Origin of the sequence: Bifidobacterium asteroides (genome assembly GCF_048001765.1) — a bacterium.
Taxonomy (GTDB): domain Bacteria; phylum Actinomycetota; class Actinomycetes; order Actinomycetales; family Bifidobacteriaceae; genus Bombiscardovia; species Bombiscardovia asteroides_K.
Genome location: NZ_CP181447.1, coordinates 426,527 through 450,924 on the forward strand (window position 1 = coordinate 426,527; position 24,398 = coordinate 450,924).

The 24,398-nt window shown below is 60.6% G+C and carries 20 protein-coding genes and 2 tRNA genes; 19 read left to right on the plus strand and 3 right to left on the minus strand.

What is annotated here, in order from left to right; genetic code table 11:
- Positions 1 to 3 precede the first annotated feature (3 nt).
- Together ACNAOV_RS01620 and ACNAOV_RS01625 are read right to left on the minus strand one after the other, a co-directional pair.
- Positions 4 to 84, minus strand: a tRNA-Leu gene (locus ACNAOV_RS01620).
- 40 nt (positions 85 to 124) lie between these two features.
- Positions 125 to 197 (minus strand) — tRNA-Thr (locus tag ACNAOV_RS01625).
- A 121-nt stretch (positions 198 to 318) separates the two neighbouring features.
- Here ACNAOV_RS01625 and ACNAOV_RS01630 point away from each other — a divergent pair.
- The 14 genes from ACNAOV_RS01630 (at position 319) to ACNAOV_RS01695 (ending at position 17,400) form a co-directional block, all read left to right on the plus strand.
- Complete coding sequence (locus ACNAOV_RS01630) at positions 319 to 1,443, plus strand: mannose-1-phosphate guanylyltransferase (protein WP_416517687.1); 1,125 nt, start codon at positions 319 to 321, stop codon at positions 1,441 to 1,443.
- A gap of 129 nt (positions 1,444 to 1,572) precedes the next feature.
- The gene (gene pgi, locus ACNAOV_RS01635; RefSeq protein WP_416517688.1) at positions 1,573 to 3,270 is read left to right on the plus strand and encodes a glucose-6-phosphate isomerase; all 1,698 of its coding nucleotides are present in this window, start codon (positions 1,573 to 1,575) and stop codon (positions 3,268 to 3,270) included.
- Between the two features lie 222 nt (positions 3,271 to 3,492).
- Complete coding sequence (gene rplS / locus ACNAOV_RS01640; RefSeq protein ID WP_024627419.1) at positions 3,493 to 3,864, plus strand: 50S ribosomal protein L19; 372 nt, start codon at positions 3,493 to 3,495, stop codon at positions 3,862 to 3,864.
- 145 nt (positions 3,865 to 4,009) lie between these two features.
- Positions 4,010 to 4,774, plus strand: a complete 765-nt coding sequence (gene lepB, locus ACNAOV_RS01645) for a signal peptidase I (protein WP_416517689.1) — start codon at positions 4,010 to 4,012, stop codon at positions 4,772 to 4,774.
- A gap of 7 nt (positions 4,775 to 4,781) precedes the next feature.
- Positions 4,782 to 5,489, plus strand: a complete 708-nt coding sequence (locus ACNAOV_RS01650; protein WP_416517690.1) for a ribonuclease HII — start codon at positions 4,782 to 4,784, stop codon at positions 5,487 to 5,489.
- Between the two features lie 38 nt (positions 5,490 to 5,527).
- A complete protein-coding gene (locus ACNAOV_RS01655; protein WP_416517691.1) occupies positions 5,528 to 6,649 on the plus strand; it encodes a LacI family DNA-binding transcriptional regulator in 1,122 nt (373 codons plus the stop codon).
- Between the two features lie 101 nt (positions 6,650 to 6,750).
- Positions 6,751 to 8,364 (plus strand): xylulokinase, encoded by a 1,614-nt coding sequence (locus ACNAOV_RS01660; RefSeq protein WP_416517692.1) that lies wholly within the window; start codon positions 6,751 to 6,753, stop codon positions 8,362 to 8,364.
- A gap of 64 nt (positions 8,365 to 8,428) precedes the next feature.
- Complete coding sequence (locus ACNAOV_RS01665; protein WP_029677749.1) at positions 8,429 to 9,121, plus strand: L-ribulose-5-phosphate 4-epimerase; 693 nt, start codon at positions 8,429 to 8,431, stop codon at positions 9,119 to 9,121.
- A 29-nt stretch (positions 9,122 to 9,150) separates the two neighbouring features.
- The gene (gene araA / locus ACNAOV_RS01670; protein WP_416517693.1) at positions 9,151 to 10,665 is read left to right on the plus strand and encodes an L-arabinose isomerase; all 1,515 of its coding nucleotides are present in this window, start codon (positions 9,151 to 9,153) and stop codon (positions 10,663 to 10,665) included.
- A 243-nt stretch (positions 10,666 to 10,908) separates the two neighbouring features.
- On the plus strand, positions 10,909 to 12,888 hold the full coding sequence (locus tag ACNAOV_RS01675) for an LPXTG cell wall anchor domain-containing protein (RefSeq protein WP_416517694.1): 1,980 nt from the start codon (positions 10,909 to 10,911) through the stop codon (positions 12,886 to 12,888).
- A 193-nt stretch (positions 12,889 to 13,081) separates the two neighbouring features.
- Positions 13,082 to 13,912, plus strand: coding sequence for a hypothetical protein (locus ACNAOV_RS01680; protein ID WP_416517695.1), 831 nt, complete (start codon positions 13,082 to 13,084; stop codon positions 13,910 to 13,912).
- Positions 13,913 to 14,483: 571 nt separating this feature from the next.
- A complete protein-coding gene (locus ACNAOV_RS01685) occupies positions 14,484 to 15,572 on the plus strand; it encodes a class C sortase (RefSeq protein WP_416517696.1) in 1,089 nt (362 codons plus the stop codon).
- Between the two features lie 127 nt (positions 15,573 to 15,699).
- Positions 15,700 to 16,548: an aldo/keto reductase gene (locus tag ACNAOV_RS01690; RefSeq protein ID WP_416517697.1), complete on the plus strand. Its 849-nt coding sequence runs from the start codon at positions 15,700 to 15,702 to the stop codon at positions 16,546 to 16,548.
- A 54-nt stretch (positions 16,549 to 16,602) separates the two neighbouring features.
- Positions 16,603 to 17,400 carry an HNH endonuclease family protein gene (locus tag ACNAOV_RS01695; RefSeq protein WP_416517698.1) on the plus strand — a complete coding sequence of 266 codons (798 nt, stop codon included), beginning with the start codon at positions 16,603 to 16,605 and terminating at the stop codon, positions 17,398 to 17,400.
- A gap of 154 nt (positions 17,401 to 17,554) precedes the next feature.
- On the opposite strand, the gene ACNAOV_RS01700 is transcribed toward ACNAOV_RS01695, so the two are convergent.
- Positions 17,555 to 19,126 carry an MDR family MFS transporter gene (locus tag ACNAOV_RS01700; protein WP_416517699.1) on the minus strand — a complete coding sequence of 524 codons (1,572 nt, stop codon included), beginning with the start codon at positions 19,124 to 19,126 and terminating at the stop codon, positions 17,555 to 17,557.
- Between the two features lie 329 nt (positions 19,127 to 19,455).
- On the opposite strand from ACNAOV_RS01700, the gene ACNAOV_RS01705 reads away from it, so the two are divergent.
- From ACNAOV_RS01705 to ACNAOV_RS01725, 5 genes are all read left to right on the plus strand, one after another.
- Entirely contained in the window at positions 19,456 to 20,604 is a 1,149-nt protein-coding gene (locus ACNAOV_RS01705; RefSeq protein WP_416517700.1) for a phosphate ABC transporter substrate-binding protein PstS, read from the plus strand.
- Positions 20,601 to 21,554: a phosphate ABC transporter permease subunit PstC gene (gene pstC / locus ACNAOV_RS01710; RefSeq protein WP_416517701.1), complete on the plus strand. Its 954-nt coding sequence runs from the start codon at positions 20,601 to 20,603 to the stop codon at positions 21,552 to 21,554. The genes ACNAOV_RS01705 and pstC overlap by 4 nt, the downstream gene beginning before the upstream one ends.
- The gene (gene pstA, locus ACNAOV_RS01715) at positions 21,551 to 22,531 is read left to right on the plus strand and encodes a phosphate ABC transporter permease PstA (RefSeq protein ID WP_416517702.1); all 981 of its coding nucleotides are present in this window, start codon (positions 21,551 to 21,553) and stop codon (positions 22,529 to 22,531) included. Before pstC ends, pstA begins: the two co-directional genes overlap by 4 nt.
- 31 nt (positions 22,532 to 22,562) lie before the next feature.
- Positions 22,563 to 23,342 carry a phosphate ABC transporter ATP-binding protein PstB gene (pstB, locus tag ACNAOV_RS01720; protein ID WP_416517703.1) on the plus strand — a complete coding sequence of 260 codons (780 nt, stop codon included), beginning with the start codon at positions 22,563 to 22,565 and terminating at the stop codon, positions 23,340 to 23,342.
- Between the two features lie 68 nt (positions 23,343 to 23,410).
- On the plus strand, positions 23,411 to 24,397 hold the full coding sequence (locus ACNAOV_RS01725) for an AEC family transporter (protein WP_416517704.1): 987 nt from the start codon (positions 23,411 to 23,413) through the stop codon (positions 24,395 to 24,397).
- Position 24,398 lies beyond the last annotated feature (1 nt).

The window sequence follows — 24,398 nt, forward strand, 5'->3', positions numbered from 1 at the left end:
CGGTGCGCGAGATGGGACTCGAACCCACACGTCCGAAGACACAGGAACCTAAATCCTGCGCGGCTACCATTACGCCACTCGCGCGTACGACATACCCTGCCGTTGAAAGGGCAGTTGGTGGAAGAGCCACTTGACAGAATCGAACTGTCGACCTTCTCATTACGAGTGAGACGCTCTGCCAACTGAGCTAAAGTGGCCTTCGCCTCCCGTCCGGACCTGCCGGAAGAAGACAACATGCTACATCATACTGGATGCGCGCGATAAAAACGCTTTGGGTTTCGGGCTAAGGGTGTACAAGCTTCTTGACACAATGGAGGCATGGATCTCAATGATTTCTATGCCGTCATTCCGGCCGGTGGCGTGGGTACCCGGCTCTGGCCATTGAGCCGTCAGGACCGGCCCAAGTTTCTCTATGATCTGTTGGGGTCAGGCAGAACCATGATCCAGGGTACTTTTGACCGGCTGGCTGGCATCTGCGGGGCCGATCATGTGGTCGTCTCCACTGGCCAGCGGCATGTGGACCAGGTGCGCCAGCAGCTTCCGGATCTGGCTGAGGATGCGCTCTTCGCTGAGCCTGTTCCCCGCGATTCCACGGCGGCTATAGCCCTGGCGACTGCCGTGCTGGCCCAGCGGCACGGCGGAGAAATCATCGTGGGCTCCTTCGCCGCCGACCACGTTATCCGGGACGACAAAGCGTTCGCGGCCTCAGTAGGGCAGGCAGTGGCAGCGGCCCGAGCCGGTTATGTGACCACCATCGGCATCGCCGCCTCTCGTCCCTCCACCGCCTTCGGCTACATCCACCAGGGTCCCTCCCTGGCCGATCGCATTCCCGGGGCCCCGGATGCCCGCCTGGTCAGCGAATTCGTCGAGAAGCCGGATGCCTCTACAGCCCAGGCCTACCTGTCCACAGGGGAGTACCGATGGAACGCCGGCATGTTCGTCATGCAAGCCCAGGTGCTCCTGGACTGCCTGCGTCGTTACAAGCCTGAGCTCCACGCCGCGGTCATGGCCATCGCCCAGGTCTGGGACCAGGGCGGGCAGGCCCGCAGCCAGGCTATGGAGGAGCACTGGCCGGGCATCGAGAAGATCGCCTTTGACTATGCCGTAGCCGAGCCCCTATCGGCGGCCGGCGGCGTGGCGGTTGTTCCCGGGGGTTTCGATTGGGATGACATCGGCGACTTCAATTCAGTGGCGGGTCTGCTGCCGTCCTCCAACAGGCGCAACATCAAGATTCTTGGGGATGCCGACCGGGTCATGTATCTGGATTCCGCTGGAGACATGGTCGTGCCAGGCTCCGAACGCACGGTCGCCCTTCTCGGTGTGGATGACATGATCGTCGTCGACACTCCCGACGCGCTCCTGGTGGCCCCCCGGGCCCGCAGTCAGGAAGTCAAGGACATGGTGGCCAAGCTGGCCCAGTACGGCTGTGACGACATACTCTGAGAGCAATCCGGATCGGCTAAGAAGATTGACCGATTTTGTTGTCTTCTGTCTGCTTTTGTGAGTAGTTTGGGGTACAGAACCGGGTGCTCGTCAGACCGGGCATCACCTCATGAAAGGACCCGAACAACCATGGCCATCAATCCTCCAGTGGACGCTACCAGCACCAAGGCCTGGGCGGCCTTGCACCAGCACTTCGACGACATGCAGCGCCAGGGGATCGATCTGCGCGCATGGTTCGCCAAGGACCCCCAGCGCACCGAAAAGCTCAGCTTCGAGCTGGGTGATCTCTATATTGACCTGTCCAAGAACCTGATTCAGCCCGAGACCCTGTCCCTGCTGGCCCAGCTGGGCCGCGAGGTCGGCCTCGAGGAGCGGATCGAGGCCATGTTCAACGGCGAGCACATCAACAACACCGAGGACAGGGCCGTCCTGCACACAGCGCTGCGCCGCCCCGAGGAGGACCGCGGCCGGCTGATGGTGGACGGCCAGGATGTGGTGGGTGACGTCCGCGACACACTCAAGCGCATCTACGCCTTTGCCGATCAGGTTCGCTCGGGCAGCTGGACCGGTCTGACCGGCAAGCGGATCACCACCGTGGTCAACATCGGCATCGGCGGCTCCGACCTTGGCCCGGTCATGGCCTATGAGGCTCTCAAGCCTTATGCGGATGCCGGCATCAGCGCCCGCTACATCTCCAACATCGACCCCAACGATCTGGCCGAGAAGACGCGCGATCTGGATCCGGAGACCACGCTCTTCATCATCGTCTCCAAGACCTTCACCACCCTGGAGACACTGACCAATGCCCGCCAGGCCCGCGCCTGGCTCCTGAAGAGCCTGGGGGAGCGTGGACTGCTGTCCAAGGATGGCGAGGACCTGTCGGCCGAGGCCATCCGTCGGCACTTCATCGCCGTCTCGACCGCCCTGGACAAGGTGCGCGACTTCGGCATCGATCCTGACAACGTCTTCGGCTTCTGGAACTGGGTCGGCGGCCGGTACTCGGTGGATTCCGCCGTAGGTACCTCCCTGGCCATCACCATCGGGCCCGAGCGCTTCGAGGAGTTCCTCAAGGGCTTCAACACCGTCGACCGCTACTTCCGCGACACCCCTCTGGACCGGAACGTGGTGGCCCTGATGGGTCTGCTCAACGTCTGGTATGTCAACTTCTTCGGCGCCCACTCGCACGCCGTGCTGCCCTATGACCAGTATCTGCACCGCTTCCCGGCCTACCTGCAGCAGCTGACCATGGAGTCCAACGGCAAGTCCGTGCGCTGGGATGGCACCCCGGTAACCAGTCTGACCGGCGAAATCTTCTGGGGGGAGCCCGGCACCAACGGCCAGCACGCCTTCTACCAGCTGATCCACCAGGGCACCCGTCTGATCCCTGCCGACTTCATCGCCTTCGCCAACACTCCCAACCCGGCCAAGGACGGCGACCAGGACGTGCACGAGCTCTTCCTGGCCAACTTCCTGGCGCAGACCAAGGCATTGGCCTTCGGTAAGACCGCCGACGAGGTCCGAGCCGAGGGCACTCCGGAGGCCATCGTCCCTGCCCGGGTCTTCACCGGCAACCGGCCCACCACTTCCATCTTCGGTGATGCGCTGACCCCGGCCGCCCTGGGCGAGCTGATCGCCCTCTATGAGCACATCACGCTGACCGAGGGCACGGTCTGGGGCATTGATTCCTTTGACCAGTGGGGTGTTGAGCTGGGTAAGAAGCTGGCCCGCGAAATCACCCCGGCCATCTCCCGGGATGACCAGGCGCTGGCCGAGCAGGACCAGTCCACCAAATCCCTGATCGCCTTCTACAGGGCCCACCGCCGCTGATGTCCGGCCGGGCCCTTGCAGGTCCGGCTCGTGGTATATTATTGGACAGTTGTTTGCCGGAAGGGTAGCTGCCGCATGGGCTCCCTTCCTTTCAGGTCCAGCCGGATGCTCCGGCGGATCGGCACCCCCGACGGCAGACCGTCGGGTTCCGTCCAGGATCGCCTCCTTTGGTGGTTGCGGTCCATGTCATGGGTCGATGTGCGGCGGCCATGGAGGAACAGTATGAACGCGATTCAGGAATTTGACGCCAGCCACATGAAGCCTGCGGAGCAGATCCCCGACTTCCGCCCCGGCGATACCGTCGAGGTCAACGTCAACATCACTGAGGGCAACAACTCCCGTATCCAGGCTTTCACTGGCGTGGTGATCGCCCGTCAGGGTTCTGGTGTGCGTGAGACCATCCTGGTGCGCAAGGTCAGCTTCGGTGTGGGTGTCGAGCGTCGCTTCCCTCTGCACTCCCCGCAGATTGACTCCATCAAGGTGCTGCGCCACGGCCGTGTCCGCCGCGCCAAGCTCTACTACCTGCGTGGTCTGCACGGCAAGGCCGCCCGCATTGTCGAGCGTCGTGACAACAAGGCCGAGTCCAACAAGTAGGTTTCGACCAGAGCGACCCAGCCCAGGCCTGGCCGCTAACACCCGGGATGCAATTCTCCCGGGTTTTTCCATGCTTGGGTGTGTACGCTATGAGGCATGCGGAACCTGTTTGCGTGAAGGTTCCGGCGGATGACAAGGAGTGGATATGGCCTTTCGGGATGAGGGAGCGACCTCGTCGGGACGCTGGTACCCGGACGGCAGACAGGCCACCTCAGCCCCGGTGCCGCCCCGTCATGCCTTGGACCGCCCCGGTGGGCGCGGTTCCACCAAGGGCAGCCACCCGCGGCTGGGTGAACGCGGTTTCCTGCCCGAGTTTCTGTTCGAGCTGGTTGCCCTCTTGGCCGTCGTCGCCGTCCTGCGCATATTTTTGTTCAGCATTTACGTCATTCCCTCCGGCTCCATGGAGAATACCCTTGGCATCGGGGACAGAATCCTGACCACTCACCGGCTGACCAGATCCATAGTGACCCCCCGCCGAGGGGATGTGGTGGTCTTCACCGACCCTGCCAACTGGCTAGGTGAAGAGTCCGGGCCCAGCTTCCGTGGCAGTCACCTGGTCAAGCGTCTGATTGGCATGCCCGGCGACACAGTGGCCTGCAAGGGACATGGCGCCCCGGTCACCGTGAACGGTGTCGCCCTGGACGAGAGCTCCTACCTGCGCCCAGGAGTGGAGCCTAGCTCCTTTGCCTTCAATGTCAAGGTGGACCCTGGTTACGTCTTCGTCATGGGTGACAACCGTTCCAATTCCGCCGATTCCCGCCTGCACAAGGACGACGGCCACAATGGCCTGGTCCCCATGGACAACATCAAGGGCACCGCGTTGCTGACCTATTACCCGGTGGGCAGCTGGAAGCTGCTCAACAACCAGCACAAGGTCTTCGATTCCGTGCCCGAGCCGACGAAGGACTGAATCGGCTGTGAGGCGGATTCTGCCGACCTTGGCCACCGAGGCCGCCTTGGCTGACCGGGGAGCTGAGTACGTGCTGGGCCTGGATGAGGTCGGCCGCGGAGCCCTGGCAGGTCCGGCCATGGTTGGCGTGGTGGCGGTCCGATCCGCTGACCTGTCCCATTTAAAGGTCCCTGACGGGGTGGCGGATTCCAAGATGCTGACCCCTGCGCGCCGGCTGGCCATGTATCGCGACCTGGAGGACTGGGCTGCCGGCTGGGCAGTGGGTGCCTGCTCCAACCATGAGATCGATCAGTGGGGCATCGTCCACGCCCTGGGCATCGCCGCCCTGCGTGCGCTGGCCGATTTGGAGCATGGGATGGATCTGGGACCTGACCGCCGTCTGGCTGCCATCCTTGACGGCCCCAATGACTACATCACACCGGCCGCTGATAGCTTTGACGCCCCCGACCTCCCGGTTCTACCCAAGGTGTCCACCCAGGTCAAGGGCGACGCCCACTGTGCCAGTGTGGCCTGTGCAGCGGTCATCGCCAAGGTCACCCGTGACCAGCTTATGGTCCGGCTGGCCGCCTCCGATACCGCCTTTGCCCCATACCAGTGGGAGCACAACAAGGGCTATGGGTCGCCCGCACACCTGGAGGCCATACGTCGTCTGGGGCCCAGCTATCTGCACCGGGTCAGCTGGCATTTGCCCTCGTCCGGTCCCGGGAGGGGCTAATATCGGAACGGTCGACACGGCTATCGGAAGAAGGTCACATGCCCGCAGGCAGCGGGGGCAGGTCACGGTCCAAGCGCCCCTCAATGTTCGAGGTTGCCCGGCTGGCCGGGGTCTCCCATCAGACTGTGTCCAGGGTCATCAACAATTCCAAGGACGTTTCTCCGGCCACCCGGATCAAGGTCCAGCAGGCCATCAGGAAGCTGGGTTACCGACCCAGTAACTCTGCGCGGGCCCTTGCATCCAGTCGCAGCAGGACCATAGGACTGGTGGCTGGCGGTGTCAGTCTCTTCGGGCCTGTCTCATCGATTACGGCCATCGAGACCGTGGCCCGTTCCCATGGACTGTTTATGTCGGTCATGATGGTGGACGAATCCACCTGCACGCTTGCCGAATTTCAGGAGCTCTGCGGCACCTTCCTGGAGCAGAACGTGGACGCTTTCATCTTTCTGACGCCCACCGATACCATGTTCCAGGCCGCCTGTCAGGTGGAGGTGAGCCAGCCCCGGGTCATCGTCACCTCTACGCATGGCATCACCAGCGTCGAAGAGGCCCTGAGCCGCCGGCGGGGCGACGGCAGAATTGCCCTGACCGGAATCGACCAGTGGGGCGCCGTGCAACGACTGGCCCGGCTGCTGGTCTCCCGGGGCCATAGGCGGGTGCTCTATATGGCCGGCCCTGCACAGTGGCGGGATGCCGCCACGAGACTGGCCTCCTGGAAGGTTGCCTGCGCCCGCTGCCGCATACGAACGGCCGTGGTCCACGCCCGCAGTTGGGAGGCGGGGGAGTCCTACACGCTGATGAACCACCTGATCGATCAACGGGGCATGAGTGGCACCTCCCTGCCTTCGGCCGTGGTTACCGCCAACGACAACCAGGCTGTGGGCGTGGCCCGATCCCTGCAGGAGCACGGTATCCGCATTCCCAGCGATATCAGTCTGGTGGGCTTCGACGACGTTCCCACGGTAGACAACATGTTCCCGCCACTGGCCACGGTTCGTCCCCGCTTTGAGGATCTGGGGGTGGCCACCATGCGGCAGGTCCTGGCCCTGCTTCACCAGGGGCAGCCGGTGGACTTCCCGGTCAGCCATCACGGTGTGGGACTGATTCAGGCGGATGTGATTCAGCGTCGGTCCCTGGGCTACGCCGTCAAGCGCCTCTGACCGCTGTTGGCCAGCACCCGCTGGCTTGCCTGATGCTCTGGTCTCAGATACAATTGGAACCATACTATGTGAGCGTTAACATATAAGGCAAAGGAGCGGACATGGTTGTTGGCGAGCAAGGCGTCATCGTAAGCGAACTGAAGGAGGGTGCGACCAGTCTGGGCATCGAATTCGGCTCCACCCGCATCAAGGCCGTACTGATTGACCACGACTACCGGACGCTGGCCACCGGGGACGTCGAGTGGGAGAACCGGCTGGAGGACGGCCTATGGACCTACTCCATGGACCAGATCCATCAGGGTCTGCAGGCGGCCTATGCGGCCCTGGCCGAGGACGTCCGTCGTCAGTACGGGGTGACGCTGACCAAGATTGGCGCCATGGGGATTTCGGCCATGATGCACGGCTACCTGGCCTTCGACAAGGATGGCCAGCTGCTGGTGCCCTTCCGCACCTGGCGCAACACCAACACCCGTCAGGCCCACGAGGAGCTGTCGCAGGCCTTCAAGATCAATATTCCCGAGCGCTGGTCCATCGCCCACCTCTACCAGGCCATTCTGAACGGAGAAGAGCATGTGCCCAAGGTGGCCTACATCACCACCCTGGCAGGCTACATGCACTGGAGGCTCTCCGGCCGCAAGGTCATCGGCATCGGCGACGCCTCGGGCATGTTCCCCATCGACTCCGCTCGCAAGGAGTTCGACCGGGGCCTGCTGGACATCTTCTCCCGACTGCCCCAGGTTCAGGACCAGCCCTGGGACATCCACGACCTGCTGCCTGAGCCGTTGACCGCCGGCAGTGATGCTGGGGCACTGACCGCAGAAGGGGCCGCCCTGCTCGATCCCAGTGGTCAGCTGCAGCCCGGCGTGCCCATGGCCCCGCCCGAGGGCGACGCGGGAACCGGTATGGTGGCGACCAACGCGGTTCGTCCCCGCACCGGCAACGTGTCTGCGGGCACATCCATCTTCGCCATGGTGGTTTTGGAGCATCCACTGCGCGACTTCCATCCCGAGGTGGATCCGGTCACCACACCGGCTGGGGACCCGGCCGGCATGAGTCATGCCAACAACTTCACCTCGGACCTGAACGCCTGGGTGGGGCTGTTCGGGGACTTCGCCAAGGCTGCCGGTCTGGACCTCAAGGGGGATGCGCTCTACGCCACCCTGTTCAACCAAGCGCTCCTTGGAGACAAGGATGCAGGCGGGCTGATCAACTACTGCTTCTATTCCGGGGAGTTCCTGGCTGGCCTGGAGGAGGGCCGACCCGTCTTTGCCCGCGGCCCCGAAGGACGGATGACCCTGGCCAACTTCATGCGCGCCCAACTCTTCTCTGCCTTCTCGCCGGTCACCATCGGCATGGATGTGATGACCCGCCAGGAGCATGTCCAGGTGGATACCATGGTCGGCCACGGTGGCATCTTCGCAACCCCCAAGGTGGCCCAGCGGATCCTGGCAGCCGCCTTCAATGCGCCCATCAAGGTCATGTCCACCGCTGTGGAGGGGGGCGCCTGGGGCATGGCCGTCCTTGCCGACTACCTGGGTCATGCCGACCAGACCCTGGCTGATTACCTGGATGCCAATGTCTTTGCAGGTGTCCAGTCCACAACGGAGCAGCCGGACCCGGCTGATGTGAAGGGCTTCAGAACCTTCTTCGACCGCTTCACCAAGGGCCTGCCAATCGAGCAGGCGGCTGTGAAGACCATTCCCCTGCAGGGATAAGGCGGGGAGCTGAAAACGTCAAGCGGCTGGATCAGTGTGATCGGGCCGGGAAAAGGAGTTACTGATGGTGTCCTTGGCTGATTATTCACCCGAGGTGCGCGACGAGGTGAAACTGGTGCGTGAGCAGGTGGCCACCTTGCATGCGCAGCTGACCAGATGGAATCTGGTGGTTTGGACGGCGGGCAACGTCTCGCAGCGTTTGCGCTCTGCTGATTTGATGGTCATCAAGCCCTCGGGGGTGCGCTATGAGCATCTGACCCCGGGATCCATGGTGGTCACCGATCTGGACGGCAATGTGGTTGACGGCGCTGAGGCTCCCTCCTCGGATACGCTATCCCATGCTTATATCTACCGGCATATGCCCGATGTCTATGGCGTGGTCCACACCCATTCCACCTATGCCACCGCCTGGGCGGCCACCGGCAGGGACATTCCCTGCGTGTTGACCATGATGGGCGACGAGTTCGGCGGCCCCGTGCCGGTGGGTCCCTTTGAGCTGATTGGCTCCGAGGCCATCGGCAAGGGCGTGGTCGACACCCTCAAGGATCACCCCGGCTGCCCGGCCGTGCTCATGCGCAACCATGGGCCCTTCACCGTGGGAGCCGATGCCGAGGCAGCGGTCAAGGCGGCTGCCATGACCGAGGAGGTGGCCCACACGGTCTGGGCAGCTGAGCAGATCGGCACGCCCAAGCCCATCGATCCGGCCGACATAGCCAAGCTCAACGACCGGTACCAGCACGTCTACGGCCAGCACTGAGCTGGAACATAAGCAAAGGAGCAAGAAGTATGAGCATGAAAAATCCCTTCGAGGGCAAGGAACTCTGGTTCGCCGTTGGTTCGCAGGACCTCTACGGCGAGGAGACCCTGCGCCAGGTGGGCGTCCAGGCTGCGGACATCGCCAAGTCCCTCAATGATTCGGGTCGGATCCCGGTCAAGCTGGTTCTGAAGCCCACGCTGAAGGATTCGGATTCCATCCTGAACTTCATGGTCGATGCCTCGTCGAACCCGGCCTGCATCGGGGTGGTGGCCTGGATGCACACCTTCAGCCCGGCCAAGATGTGGATCAGGGGTCTGGAGAAGCTGCGCAAGCCGCTGCTGCAGCTGAACACGCAGCACCATGTGGAGATCCCATGGGACACCATCGACATGGACTTCATGAATCTGAACCAGTCGGCCCATGGCGATCGTGAGTTCGGCTACATCCTGACCAGGCTGGGAATCCCGCGCAAGATTGTGGTCGGCCACTACACCGACCCCGAGGTTGCCGACAAGATCGGCGTCTGGGCGCGTGCATGCGCAGGCTGGGATGCCGCCAACAACATGAAGGTCTGCCGCTGGGGCGACAACATGCGCGACGTCGCCGTCACCGAGGGCGACAAGACCGAGGCTGAGAGGGTCTTCGGCGTCTCCGTCAACACCTGGCCGGTCAACGAGCTGGTGGACCATGTGAACGCCGTCACCGACGACCAGGTCAAGGATCTGATCGATGACTACAAGCGCAGCTATGAGGTGGCTCCCGAACTTCTGGACTCCCGGTACGACTCCCTGGTGGTGGCCGCACGCGAAGAGCTCGGCATGCGGGCCATGATGGAAGAGGTGGGCGCCACCGCCGCCGTGGACAACTTCCAGGATCTGGGAGGCCTGCGTCAGCTGCCCGGCGTGGGGGCCCAGCGGTTGATGGCCGACGGGTACGGATTCTCGGCAGAGGGCGACTGGAAGACCTCGGTTCTGATCCGGATCGGCAACGTCATGGGCTACGGTCTCAAGGGCGGTTGCTCGCTCATGGAGGACTACTCCTACAACTTCGTGCCCGGCCACGAGGAGATCATGGGCGCCCACATGCTGGAGGTCTCGCCCACGCTGCTGACTGAGGGACGGCCCCGCCTGGAAATCCACCCCCTGTCCATCGGCGACAGGGAGGACCCGGTGCGTCTGGTCTTCACGGCCACCCCCTGCACTGATGCTGTGGTCGTCTCCCTGGCGGATGTACGCGAACGCTTCCGCCTGGTTATGAACGTGGTGGATGTGGTCGAGCCCGGCGGGTCCCTGGCCAAGCTGCCTGTGGCACGCGCCCTCTGGAAGCCCCGGCCCTCGCTCAAGGTCTCGGCTGAGTGCTGGCTGCGCGCCGGCGCAGCCCACCATACCTGCATGACCACCACCGTTGGTCGCGAGGCCTGGGAGGACTTCGCCCGGATGGCCGGCGTGGAGCTCGCCGTCATCGACGAGAACACCGAACCGCGTCGTTTTGAGGCCGATCTACGTGCAGCCGAGCTCTACCACCGGCTGGACAACCGGCACTGATCGCCTGTCTTAGGACAGATTGCAAGGCCCTGCCACAACACATGTGGTGGGGCTTTTTATATTCGGCTTGTCGGTTTGCGTTGTCCCAATTTTGTCGGTACAGTGATAAATAGGCAATGGGAACAGTGGCATGTCCCAAAGTTGACATATTGCCCACCCCCCTGAGTCGGGGAAGTGATCGGTTGGGGAGGCGAAGATGTGCCTGGCCATCCTGTGCCTATTAACAAAGAAGGGAATGCGTGCATGCACATGCAACGAGATAATGAAGGGATAAGGCTCCCTAAGCTTTTAGGCTTGGCGGTTGCCGGAGCGACGCTCCTGGCGGGCATGGTCGTTTTGCCAGCCACCCAGGCTTCGGCCGCTGACGCCTATGGATTTGCCGCTGAAGATGACTTCGTAGCAGGCGATTTGGACACTGCCAAGGTGCCTCAGTTAACTGTCACCAAGTATCTGTCACTGAATGACGGCTATGCACCTACTGGCTCAGCCAATGATGCTGTTCAGCTGAACTCAAATCACGATCTGGCTCCTGCCAAAGACATTCTGTTTAACGTGAGGGAAGTACAGCCGGCAGACGGCAAGAGTCTGGCTGATATCAATGCTAATGAACCAACTTCCTATACATATAAGAACAATACGATATATGCTGGTGTGACCAACGGTCAAGGTGTCATCAACGATTGGTACCAAGGTGACACATCAGGAAAGCCAACTGATACAAAGCTGACTTTCCCCGCAGGTCCCAATCATTACTATATTCTGAGTGAGAATACAGCTGGTTCTTACGCTTTCGATCCCTCGAATCCAAACGGAATTGATCAGACCAAGTATAAGACTGCCGTTAACTCATTCTTTGGTCTGCCTTATGCAACTAATGGATCGGATGCACAGCAGACTCGCGGTTTCATCTATCACCTGCACCTGTATCCAAAGAACGTCAACGCTCAATCTTTCGCCAAGACAGTGCAAAGTGTGAAGGATGCCGACGGGAATGTCAAGGATCAAACCACTGCGACCGCTGGTGACACAGTCACCTATAAGCTGTCTCAGAAGATTTACAATGAAGGTACTGCTGCTAGCAACGACGGAAAGCTCGATGTCAAGGAATTGAAGGGTCAAGGGACCGATGTAAGGCTTGCTGATCGTATGTCTAGTTCCCTGCGGGGCAATCCAGCCACCATCAAGGCAGACATTCGGGATAGCAATGGTAATAAATTAGTAGATTTGGCAAAAACTGATGACTATACTCAGGATTTAGCCACTAATGCAAATCCCGCTCGGCTGAACGATACATCTAAGAAGATGTTTGCAGATGCGCCTTCTGATGATGTGACTTACTGGGTATTCGACTTCTTCACCACCGCTGGCGCTTCAAAAGTACAGACGAATGCCGCAACCTCTGTGATGGAGCTTGAGGTCACCTATGATGCTTTGGTCACCGGCAATGGTGATTCTACAGGTACCGGTGGTGTAGTTAATGATGCGGCATCTGACTTTAGCGAGAACAAGGGTTCTGACGGCAAGGGCAAGGATCCTGTGCCATCTCATACAAACGTTACCAATGCAGCATTAGCTTTTGGTTCTGTGCAGAGCAAGAAGCTGGGTTACCCTGCGTTGCCCGATACGGAATATCGTTTGGTCAAGGACGCTGATTCCACGGACAAGTACCTGGCTTCCGATGGTAAGTTCTACGGTTCGAAGGATACCGTTCCTAGCAATGTTCAGGTTTACAAGGCTACGGCCAACAAGAAAGGTCTGGTCGTCTTTGCCGCCCTGCCTATCTTCGGAACAGGAGAAAGCAAGGCAGCTGACAAGACTGTCCAAAATACAAGCTGGATGTTGGTTGAGACTAAGACCCCACAGGGCTGGCGTAACCCCGGCATCCCCTTCGGAAAAGTAACTTATGGGGATGTAGGTATGACCGAGGAAGGCATTGTACAGAAGTACGGCCGTAACGCTACTTTGCAGCCGAACTACGATGCTCTGAACTTTGGCAACTTTGACGCGCCTGTAGGTGAGATTGGTACCGAAACGAAGTTGATGTTCAACAACGTGGCAGTCTCCAAGTATCTGGCCCACTATAAGACCACTGATGGTGATTCTCCATTGGCTTTGCCTCTGACTGGTGGTCGTGGCATCCTGTTGCTGCTGGTTGTCGGTGCCCTGATCATGGGTGGTGCCCTCTATGCCCGCAATCGGCGCAATAACGCCGTCCGGGCCTGATGATCACGGTCACATCAAGAATCATGTGAGGTGACCCGATGGCGGACGGTTCCTCCGTGAATCGTCCGCCATTTTCATACGGACCGTTGAACTTCTGCGGTCCGCACATGTCGGGACGCTGGTCTGGGTTTTACTCAGCCAGCGAATCTGACGCAACCACGTCGTCGAAAGGCGGCCTTGGAAGGGAAGGTTTATGAAGGGAATTGCCTTGCCGAAATGCCTCACCCACCGGGTCCTGCCCTGTCTGATTGCAGCCTTGGCCTGTTTAGGTCTGACTGCTTTCGATATGACGCCGGCGGCAGAGGCGACGACGGTCAACCCGACCCTGACGGTGCAACTCAAGAGAGGGCATTCAGGTCAAGGAGGTCAGAATGACATCCTGCCGAGTGCTCCTGTATCGGCAGGAGCAGGGTATGTCTTTCGTGCCCTGAGACTGGATGCCGGTACTCTGAAGAGCCGGGTGGAGGCACTTGACCATAATCCTGGCGCTGATAAGGCGCAAGCGGCCATCAGTAACGAGGTGGCGGCCAACCCGGATGCTTTCAAGGACAAGACGCAACCCGCTGAATACTACGGTGTGTCTGATCAAGATGGCACTATAACCAACGCATCAGAAGCCAAATCACAAGGTGTCTGGCTTACAGGAGCCAATCTTGATTTAGACGCATCCAGCCTGACCGGAGGCAGTCCCGCAGTTTTTGATGGTGACTACTTCCATGCTTCATACTGGTTGGTCACCCTGGTAGCTACACCTAAGAACGCAAAGGTAAAAACCGATCCTGTGGTCGTACAGTTGCCGCTCTACCGCGAGCAGGGTGAAGTTCATCCACTTTATGATGTGACTATAAGTCCCAAGCTTGTGGACATACCTCAGGTCGTCCCAGTCGTGCGATCTGGAGGTCATGGCAAGCTGGCAGCTACCGGTGTCTCCATGGTAGCGCCTGGTATTCTGCTTATGATCCTGGCCATAATGGGCCTCTACTTGGCGGTAGTCGCACGATCCTGGAACAGGGATGAGCGCTAGGTATTCTCATGGCAATGTCGGTGTGATGCCATCAAAGGGCATCACAGGCATCTGTGAGGATGTGTAAAGACCGGCGGTATCATACAGGTGCCGCCGGTCTTTGTATGTCAAGAACTAACAATCGGACTATTTGAAGTGGGCACGAGAAAGGCTATAGATGGACCAGTACACTGACTCGGCTACTATGAGCCCATCCCAGACGACCGGAAACGGTGAAGTTTCCTATGCGTCCATGCCGGCTGAGTCAGCATCGTCAGACATGCCTGTTGAGCAAGGGGACATGCCACCTGCATATGCTCCTAGTTCCGAGGTGCTGCCCTCCTATCCGCCTTCGGCAACACCTAAGGATCGCGGAGCTTCAGAGTCAGATGATTCAGATGCAATAGGAGCTCCAGTGACAGTTCCAGGCCACGCTACAACGTCTGCTCCGATAGTTGTCGTTTCAGGAAATCATTCCCAGGACACAGATCAACAAGGTAAAGCAGGTCAGGAAGCTGCGACTGCATCCAAACAGGCCAAGAACGGTGGCAGGGCTGGCAAGTCAGGGCGGGGGTTCGGCCTCCTGGAAACCTTGGCATTTCTGATTGGTCTGGCAATCTTCCTCTATCCCCTGCTGGCAGCCTATGTGAACTATTCCAAGGACTCTGCCGCAGTAGACAACTACGATCAGATCGTGGATGCACTCTCGCCTGCACAGCGCAGGGCAATGTGGCGTGATGCCAAGAAGTATGACGAGGAATTGGGCAAGCCTACGCTGAGGGACCCCTTCAAGTACAAGGAAGTGAAGGAACCACTGGGTCGCTACTACAAAATCCTCAATGTGGATGGTAAGGGCATGATGGCCTATGTGGAGATCCCCAAGATCAACGTCAAGCTGCCCGTCCGGCACGGTACCAGCGATGAGGTGCTCAAGGACGGCACAGGGCACATCGCCACAACCCACGTGCCTACAGACAACCGAACAATCCATTCCGTCATTACCGGACACACCGGCGAAGTCGGCTACATGCTTTTTGACAACCTGACGCAGTTGCGCAAGGGGGACGTCTTCCAGATACGAGTGCTCAAACGGCATATGAGCTACAAGGTTGATCAGATCAAGATCATCCTGCCTACTGATGTGAGCGCACTGCAGCCAGTCCAGAATTCCAACTATGTGACCCTACTGACCTGCTACCCCTATGGTGTCAATTCCCACCGTCTGATTGTGCGTGGGCACTATATCGGCGATGACGTACCTCCCACCCAACCTGAAGGGGCGCCCATTTACATGGTCTGGGTGCTTCTGGCCCTGTTTTTGGCCTGCCTGGTGGGCTGGTACCTGCTCTCACGTCGTCGGCGCAACTGCCGCCACGAACTGGAGCAGATGGAACATCTGGAATCCCGCGCGACAGGACCGGGGGCCATGGGGGAGCCGCTGGCCACGATCATGGTCAGCCATGAGCAGGAGACCCGTTCAGAAGCCACCCGCCGCCGTCGGTTGATCAAAACCAGACGGATTTGCAGCGCGCTCATGTGGCTGTTGGCTGTGCTCGGCCTCTTCTTCGCCTGGGGTACGGTCGGCATGATGATGAGAATCAGTCTGCTGCCCGTATTCGACCTCGGCTACCACTGGTTCGACACCCACGTGCTGTACTTCTTCGGCATTAGCAAATTCTAAGCTGGTGTATGAGCGCACGTTTGACCACATGCGCCTGTTCTGCCGTAATCGGGCTTTTGCCTGGTTCTAGAATGGAGCGAGCATGGCCCGGCAGACTGCTGGGCTGCATCCTGGGAAGGTGTGGACCATGACAGCAGTTCCTGACATCTTATTGTCTGACGGCAATCGCATTCCGCAGGTGGGCCTGGGTGTGCTCAGGATCGACGACGATCAAACCGCTGGAGTAGTGCAATCCGCCCTGGAGCTGGGTTATCGCCACATCGATACGGCAGCGGGCTACCGCAACGAAGGCGGCGTGGGCCGTGGCCTCAAGGCATTCGGTTGCCAGAGCGGTCCTGGGCGTACCAAGCTCTGGCTGACTACCAAGCTGCGTGACTCAGAGCAGGGGTATGAAAGCGCCCTGCGGGCCTTCGACCGCCAGCTGGCACTGCTGGGCACTGACTATGTCGACATGTATATGATCCACTGGCCAACACCGTTCGATTGGCGGGCCGACCAGGTTTGGCGCGCATTCCATCGGCTGCGTGATGAGGGGCGGGTGCGGACCCTGGGGGTCTGCAACTTCCTGCCGGAACATCTGGAACGGCTGCACCAGGAGACGGGGGAGTACCCTGCCGTGGATCAGATTGAATTGCACCCCAGCTGGCAGCAGCGCGCGGTGACCGCCTTCTGCAAGGAGCATGGCATAGCCGTCCAGGCATACTCTCCATTGGCGCGAGGCGCAGACCTGAGAGCTGGTGGCGGCAAGCTGAAGGAAATAGCCCAGGCCCACAGGGTCACGCCGGCCCAGGTGGTGCTGCGTTGGCACATCGAAAACGGGACCATCATCATCCCCAAGTCTGTCCACCGCGAAAGGCAGGCGGAGAACCTGGACCTGTTCGGCTTCAGCCTGACCCCTGAGGAGCATGCCGCCATCGATGCCATGGATTCCCCGGTGCGCGCAGGACACGACCCGATGACCTATGCCTACGCCTGACCGCTATGATGGATAATTCATGCAAGCAGTCGACATAGGAGGTATCGGCGGTAGATGACCGGTCCGAGACGCAGAAGATATCGGTATCGTGGCCGCAGTCGGTATGGTTCGGTTTGGAGGAATCCCGCCCCGGCCCGTTTCCGCCGCGAATCACTCACGGAACGGGTGCTGATCCTTCTGGTAGTGGCTGTGGTTCTGGGCATCACCATCGGTCTGATACTGCCAAGGGTCAATGGTGGAGTCGGGCGGCTGACCGGACGATATACGGCAACTGGCGACGCGGCTCAGACCCTGAAGAGTCTGACGGTAGATGATCATGCACGCCCTGGCCGTCAGTACCGGCGTGAGGCCTTCGGCTTCAAGGAGACCGATGAGGACGGCAACGGCTGCAACGTGCGCGAGGATGTGCTGATCCGCGATCTGACTGATCTGCGTACCACCACTCCCGGCGGGTGCAAGGTGGCCAGCGGTCGTCTGCAGGATCCTTATACAGGGCGGACCATCGAATTCGTCAGAGGCCCTAAAACCAGCTCGGCCGTGCAGATTGACCATGTGGTCGCCCTGGAGAACGCCTGGCGGTCAGGAGCCAGCAAGTGGGATACAGCCCGCCGCTACCGCTTTGGCAACGACCCATTCAATCTTCTAGCCGTGGACGGCCCCGCCAACCAGGCCAAGGGGAGTGCCTCGGCCGACTACTGGCTGCCCGAGAACAAGGATTATCAGTGCTCCTATGTAGCTCGTCAGATAGCGGTCAAGGACAAGTACTCCCTGAGCGTCACCAGCTCGGAAAAGCAGGCCATGCTGGCCGTTCTGCACACCTGCCCGGGCCAGCCCCTTCCGCAGGATCGTTGATCCTGAGCCTATGGGAAATCGATGCTTCCACCGAAAGAACTAGCTGACAACTGGCATCTTTCAATCGATGTCTGGTATTTACCAGTCTGTCTATCCTGCACCTTGCGATGAATCCGGCCGAATCCAGCAGGTGCCGGAGAAAGACTCTCGGCAATCAGTCCTGAGTTTTGGTATCAGTGGTGGCGGCAGTGACGGCGGGGGCGTCGGTGTGGATGATATGCATGTGGCGCAGGAGCATCCGGGTCATCTGACGGCCGGAGCCAGCGCCGTTTCCACGGACGCCGAAGTAGACTAGAAGGACCATGCCTAGGCAGATCAGTGCCGAGATGCGTAGGGCCCACTGCACGCCGAAGATGTTGGCTGCGATCTGGGTGGAGTGGCCACCGCCCAAGGCGTTGTGGCGCAGGGCGGTGATGGACTCCATGAGGATGACCAGGATGGGTGCGCCGACAGCGCCGGCGATTTGCCGGGCCGTGTTGGTGACGGCAGAACCGGCGGAAACATCCTTGGGAGCCAGGTTGTTCAGGGACCAGGTGGTCAAGGGCATCAGTGTGAAGCCCATGCCGATCTGGCGGATGAACTGGCAGATGGAGACCAGGCCGATCCAGGTGTTGGCACCGATCATGCTCATGGCGATGGTGCCCAGCAGCAGGACCGAGCAGCCGGTCATGGCTACAGGACGGGCTCCCCAGCGGTCCAGCAGCCTGCCTCCGAAGAACTGGGCGATGGCGGTGCCGATGGCCCCTGGCAGCATGACCAGGCCGCTCATGGTGGCCGAGAAGCCGCGATCCGTCTGGATGTACATGGGCAGGATGACGGTGACCGAGCTGAAAGCGAAGAAAGACATGGAGGCGATGATGGTGCCCACGGTGAAGTTCCTGATCCGCAACACATGCAGGTCCAGCAGGGGCTTGTCATGATGAAGCTGGCGAAGAACGAACCAGATGATTCCGATCAGGCCGACCAGCATGAAAGGCCAGGTCATGATGGATGTGATGGGGAAGTTCTCGATGTTGGTGAAGCCGAACATGAGTCCGCCGAATCCGAAGATGGACAGGGCCACCGAAAAGAAGTCCGCCTTGACACTGGTGTCGCGTTGGCCGAAGTTGCGCAGGCCGAAGATGGACAGGAGCAGCGCCACAGCCCCGCAGATGCTCAGCGTCAGGAAGATGGAACGCCAGCCGTTGGCATCGGTCTGCCAGCCGCCCAGGGTGGGGCCGATGGCCGGGGCCACGCTCATGGCCAGGCCCACGGTGCCCATGGCCATGCCGCGCTTGGCCAGAGGGTAGATAGAGAAGACGGTGATCTGTAGGACGGGCCACATGGTTCCCGTGCCTATGGCCTCAAGGATGCGGCCCAGCAGGACCAGGGCGAAGGTCTGCGACTGCCAGCTCAATAGAGACCCCAGGGTGAAGACGGCCATGGAGGTGATGACGATCTGTCTGGTGGAGAAGCGCTTGGTCAGAAAGCCGGTCAACGGCACCATGACGCCCATGACAAGCTGAAATACCGAGGTCAGCCACTGGCCGGTGGTCAGGGTGATGTGGAACTCGTCCACAATGGTGGGCAGGGCCGAAGCCAGCTGTAGCTGGGTGAAGTTGCCCAGGAAGGTGATGACGGTCAGGATGGCTAGCGACAGGAAGGCTTCATGGGTGAGCTTTCCGTTGACGAAGGCTCCATCCTTGCTGAGGGTCCGCCCTTGCTTGGCGAGCTCCTGCTTCCTCATGCACCACCACTTCCTTTGGGTTCAGTTTTCGCTGCGCATACCACTCCCTGCGGTGCCGTCTTAGAAAGCAAATCCGGGCATACCGATACCGGTGACACTAAGAAAAGAACAAGAGAGCTAAGCGTCTGACAATGACCTTATAATATACCCGGCTGTGGATTGTGATTGGGTTTTTCCACATGGCTGACGCGGATGTGGTGAGCTTGTCCGGCGGTCAGCGTTTCCAGTATGCTGTGTAAGGCGGGCTTCGCTAATGTGAATACGGGAAGGTCCAACACGGGCTGATAAGGACGGACGTTTGAAATGAAACGGCGGTCAAGGTAGGTAGCATGCACGCACATGGTCATGGTCGTGGTAGATTCACGGCCCTCCTCATGTCCCTGGCAATGATGATTTCCCTGGCGGCCTGCGGTGACAATGTCCCCGGCGATGGCGGCGGAACAGGTAATACCGCAGATCAAGCCCTCTTCCAAGGCGAGTTCGCCGGATCTGGCGCATCCTCCCAGCAGAGTGCCGACGAGGCCTGGATAGCCGGCTTCCGCAAGCAGCATCCGGGTGCGCGTATCTCCTATGACCCGGCAGGTTCCGGTGCTGGGGTCAACGCCTTCCTGTCCGGTTCGACCATTTGGGCCGGCACTGATGCGCCGCTGACCAGCGATCAGCTTGAGCGCTCGCGTAAGGTCTGCGGTTCCGGTACGGCCTTTGACCTGCCCGTTTACGCCACTCCGATTGCTGTGGCCTACAATCTGCCTGATTTGTGGTCCAAGGGTTCAGATGGCCATCTGCGGATGGACCCGGCTCTGATTGCCATGATCTTCTCTGGAAAGGTCACCAACTGGCGGGACCCGCGCATTGCAGCCCTCAACCCGGAGGCCAATCTGCCTGATCTGGACATCACCGTGATTCATCGTTCGGACAAGTCAGGCACCACGAAAAGTTTCCTCTCCTACCTGCACGACTCGGCCGGGTCCGCCTGGCCGTATCCAGTGGGTGAGAATTGGCCCAACGACCTGGGGCAGGGCGCCAAGGGCACTGCCGGGGTGGTCATGACCATGAACCAGGCACAGGGCACCTTTGGCTATGCGGACGCGGCCCAGACCACCGGGCTGGGCACCGTGGCCGTCCAGGTGGGAAAGACCTGGCAGCCGCCTACAGCCAAGACAGTGGCCAACCTGCTGGATGCGTCCCAGCGGGATTCTCAGGCCAGTCAGCCTGGCAGGGTGGTCCTGACTGTGAACCACCGCACCACCCGGGAGCACACCTATCCCATTGTCCTGGTCTCCTACGACGTGGTCTGTACCGCTTATCGAGACGATCGGGACGGATCCAAGGCCCAGTTTGCCAAGGCCTGGCTGACCTATCTGCTGAGCGAGCAGGGCCAGCGCATGGCTGCGGCCAATGCGGGCAGCGCTGAGCTGGGGCAGGGGCTGCGTAGTCAGGCCATGGCTTCGGTGGAGACCATCGGGGGGAAGTCATGAGCGACAAACCTGACGAGACCGCGACCCTGAACAAGGCTAAACGGGTGGATCGGATCTTCAAGGCCTGCGCTACTGGGGCGGGCATCCTGATCCTGCTGGCCCTGGCTGCGGTAACCCTCTTTCTGATTCTGCGCGCTTTTCCGGCCTTCACCGGGGATTCGGATTCCCGCACCCAGGCCATACTCTCCCTGAGCGGTGGGCGCGCGAGCAGTTTCCTGGGCTATGTGGGTCCGCTGGTTTTCGGCACCATTCTGATTGCCGGTCTGGCTTTGCTCTTGGCTTTCCCCGTCTCCCTGGGCATCGCCCTCTTCATCGGCTACTACGCCCCCAACCGCCTGTCCACGCTGCTCAGCACGGTGATCGACCTGCTGGCAGCCGTGCCCTCGGTGATCTACGGGCTCTGGGGGGCTCTGGTCCTGGTTCCCAATATCACCGGCTTCTGGCGCTGGGTATCGGTTCATCTTGGCTGGATTCCATTGTTTACCGGACCAGCTGCGGCACCGGCCCGATCCGTGGCCACGGTGGCCTTGGTGCTGGCGGTCATGATTCTGCCCATCATCACCTCGGTCACCCGTGACATCCTGATCCAGGCCCCTCGACTGCAGCAGGAGGCCGCCTTGGCCCTGGGTGCCACCAAGTGGGAGATGATCAGGCTTGCGGTCCTGCCTTTCGGCCGCTCGGGCATCATTTCGGCCTCCATGCTGGGGCTGGGTCGCGCCCTGGGCGAGACCATGGCGGTGCTGATGATTCTCTCGCCAGGCTTCAGCTACTCCCTGCGGCTGCTGCAGGCTTCGAAAAGCCAGACCATCGCCGCCAACATCGCCGCCCAGTTCCCCGAGGCGGACTCCCAGGGCGTGGCCCTCCTGGTGGCCACCGGTCTGGTTCTCTTCATCATCACCTTCATCGTCAACTACCTGGCGCGCAGGATTACAGCAAAGGCGGGTGCATGATGGCAAGCCGAACTGATCGCGGACCGGTCATCGATTTTGACCGCTACAGGCCAACCAGGTCTTCCATCCGGGCACGCAAGCGCAAGGACCGGCTGATGACCGTCCTGATCGGGCTCTCCTTCCTGGTTGCCCTGATCCCGCTGGTCTCGGTGCTCTGGGTCAGCCTGTCCAAGGGGGTGCAACGGCTGACACCGGACTTCCTCACCCACAACATGAGCGGGGTGGCGGGCGGCAACCCCACGCCGTCCGGAGGCTACGGCGGCATCCTGCACGCAGTAATCGGAACCCTGGAGATCACCTTTGGGTCCATGGTCATATCCATTCCGGTGGGTGTCATGTGCGCGGTCTACCTGGTCGAATATGCCCATGGAGGCCGCCTGGCCAAGGCCATCGGTCTCATGGTGGACGTGATGAGCGGGATTCCCTCCATCGTGGCCGGTCTCTTCGCCTTTTCCATGTTCGCCCTGGTTGTCGGGCCGGGAACTGTCAACGGCCTGGCCGGTTCAGTGGCCCTCTCCCTGCTCATGCTGCCCACGGTGGTCAAGACCTCCGAGGATATGCTGGCCGTGGTACCCAACGACCTGCGGGAGGCCGCCTATGCTCTGGGAGTGACCAAACAGCGGACCATCACCAGCATCGTTCTGCGCACGGCTCTGCCTGGCATTGTCTCGGGCACTATTTTGGCCGTGGCACGGGTCATCGGGGAGACAGCACCCCTGCTGATAGCCTCGGGCTTCATCGCCACCACCAACCCCAACCTCTTCTCCGGGAGGATGACCACCCTGCCGGTCTTCGTCTACAACGAATATTCCCAGGGTCTGGCCGTCTGCGGGCCAGGCGCCGACCCGGGATGCCTGACCGATGTCCACATGCAGCGGGCCTGGGCTGCGGCCCTGGTGCTGATTCTTATCGTCCTGCTGCTCAACCTGCTGGGGCGGCTGGTCTCGCGCATCTTTGCTGTTGGGCGGACCCGTTGAGCGCCGCCATGAGAGAAACGGAGGCCGGAACATGGGCCAACGCATAGACATCAACCACCTCAACGTCTACTACGGCGACTTTCTGGCCGTCCAGGACGTGAACATGCGCATCCAGGCCAACAAGGTCACCGCCTTCATCGGTCCCTCCGGCTGTGGCAAGTCCACGGTCCTGCGCACCCTGGACCGCATGCACGAGATCACTCCAGGGGCTTATGTGAGCGGACAGGTGCTGCTGGAGGGGCGTGACCTCTACGGTCCGGACGTGGACCCGGTCGAGGTGCGGCGGGACGTGGGCATGGTCTTCCAGAGGGCCAATCCCTTCCCGACCATGTCCATTCGGGAGAACGTCCTGGCCGGCATACGGCTCAACAAGAAGCACATCGCCAAGTCTGACGCGGATGACCTGGTGGAGTGGGCCCTGCGTGGGGCCAATCTTTGGAACGAGGTCAAGGACCGTCTGGACAAGCCGGGCATCGGGCTTTCGGGCGGTCAGCAGCAGCGGCTCTGCATCGCCCGTGCTGTGGCCGTACACCCCCAGGTCCTGCTCATGGACGAACCCTGCTCGGCCCTGGATCCTATCTCCACCCTGGCTGTGGAGGATCTGATCAACGAGCTCAAGCGGGACTACACCATCGTCATCGTCACCCATAACATGCAGCAGGCGGCCAGGGTCTCGGACTATACAGCCTTCTTCAACCTCAAGGCCGTGGGTCAGCCCGGTCACCTGGTGGAGATGGACGACACCACCACCATCTTCTCCAATCCACACGAGCAGGACACTGAGCGCTACATCTCAGGTCGTTTCGGCTGAGACGGAACCGGTCCGCGCGCCCGCCCGGCAGGTATCATGGTTCCGGCATCCACGGAAGGAGCGAGGGCATGGGAGTATTGCTGGAACCGGCAACCCTCTTGGGCATCATCCTGGTGGGGTACCTGTTCAAGCGTTTTGGGCTCTTTCGCCCCCTGGACTACCGGGTGCTGCAGACCATTGTGTTCGACCTGGTTCTGCCCGGAGCCATCATCTACTCCTTTGCCACCAACCCCCACGATCCAAGCATGCTTCTGGTCTCGGCCTTTGCCTTCGTGGCCTCACTGATTCCACCACTGGCCATCTTCCTGACCAGCAGGCATCGTCCTACGGCTCAGCGGGCTTTTCTTATGCTCAACGGATCGGGTTTCAACATCGGATGCTTCTGCTTCCCCATGCTTCAGTCGCTGCTGGGCACGGCAGCCCTGGTGCCCGCAGCCATGTTCGACATCGGCAACTCGGTCATGGTCTCTGCAGGGACCAACGTCATGACCCAGGGGCTGCTGCATATTCGACCGGGCCAGTCTTTGGATCCCGATGCGGGGGAGCCGGTCAGGCTGGATGACCCCGATGCGCGCAAACTCCATCGCAAGGCCACAGCTATCTCCATAGCCAAGGGCTTTCTGAGTTCGCCCTCCTTCGACACCTACATGGTCATGGTGGTCTTCATGCTGACCGGAGCTTCGCTTCCGGAATGGTCAGCTCAAATAACCCGACCCTTTTCGGTGGCGAACGCTTTCTGCTCCATGCTTATGGTCGGCATGCTCATGGAGTTGCCCGGCGGACGGGATGATGTCAAGTCCGTATTGCAGATTCTGGCCTGGCGTCTGCCCTTTGGCATCTTGTTCGCTGTGGCCGCATGGTATCTGCTGCCCTTCGATCCTCTGGTCCGTCAGGCGGTGGCCCTGTGTTGCCTGGCTCCGACGGCGGTTTTCGCCACCATGTTCACCGATAAGGTTCTTGGCAACGCACGTCTGGCGGGGTTCACCCTGGCCCTGACTGCGGTGATTGGAGCCGTGCTCATGGTCTTGGCACACCTGCTGATGGGTGCCCTATGAG